Below are 275 nucleotides of genomic sequence, written 5' to 3'. Positions count from 1 at the left end.
CTTTGGTGTTGATGAGCGCTACAGTTCTAGCCGTGCAGAGCCAACACCTGAAGCGAGTACATCAGATTCTGGCTTAACGTATAACCTTGGTGCAACGTATCAGCCATCTGAAGATTTATCTGTATTTGTAAATCATTCAAAAGGGCGTACAGCGTATAGTGTATTAGGCTCTGTGGCAGGAAACGAAGCTGACCGTGAAGATTCAGAGTCTATAAGTAACGACCTAGGCTTTAGATTTAAAGCATTTGATGACCAACTACTCGCATCTGTTGTTA

General features: G+C 42.9%; 1 pseudogene. It reads left to right on the top strand.

The features are described from left to right. Positions 1–275 (top strand): annotated as a pseudogene (locus tag AAEZ18_RS18780) (TonB-dependent receptor); the annotation flags it as partial.

The organism is Pseudoalteromonas sp. 19-MNA-CIBAN-0066, from assembly GCF_040308705.1.
Lineage (GTDB): Bacteria > Pseudomonadota > Gammaproteobacteria > Enterobacterales > Alteromonadaceae > Pseudoalteromonas > Pseudoalteromonas nigrifaciens.
The sequence above is the reverse complement of the archived record's forward strand: the minus strand, read 5'-3'. Positions and strand labels throughout refer to the sequence as shown.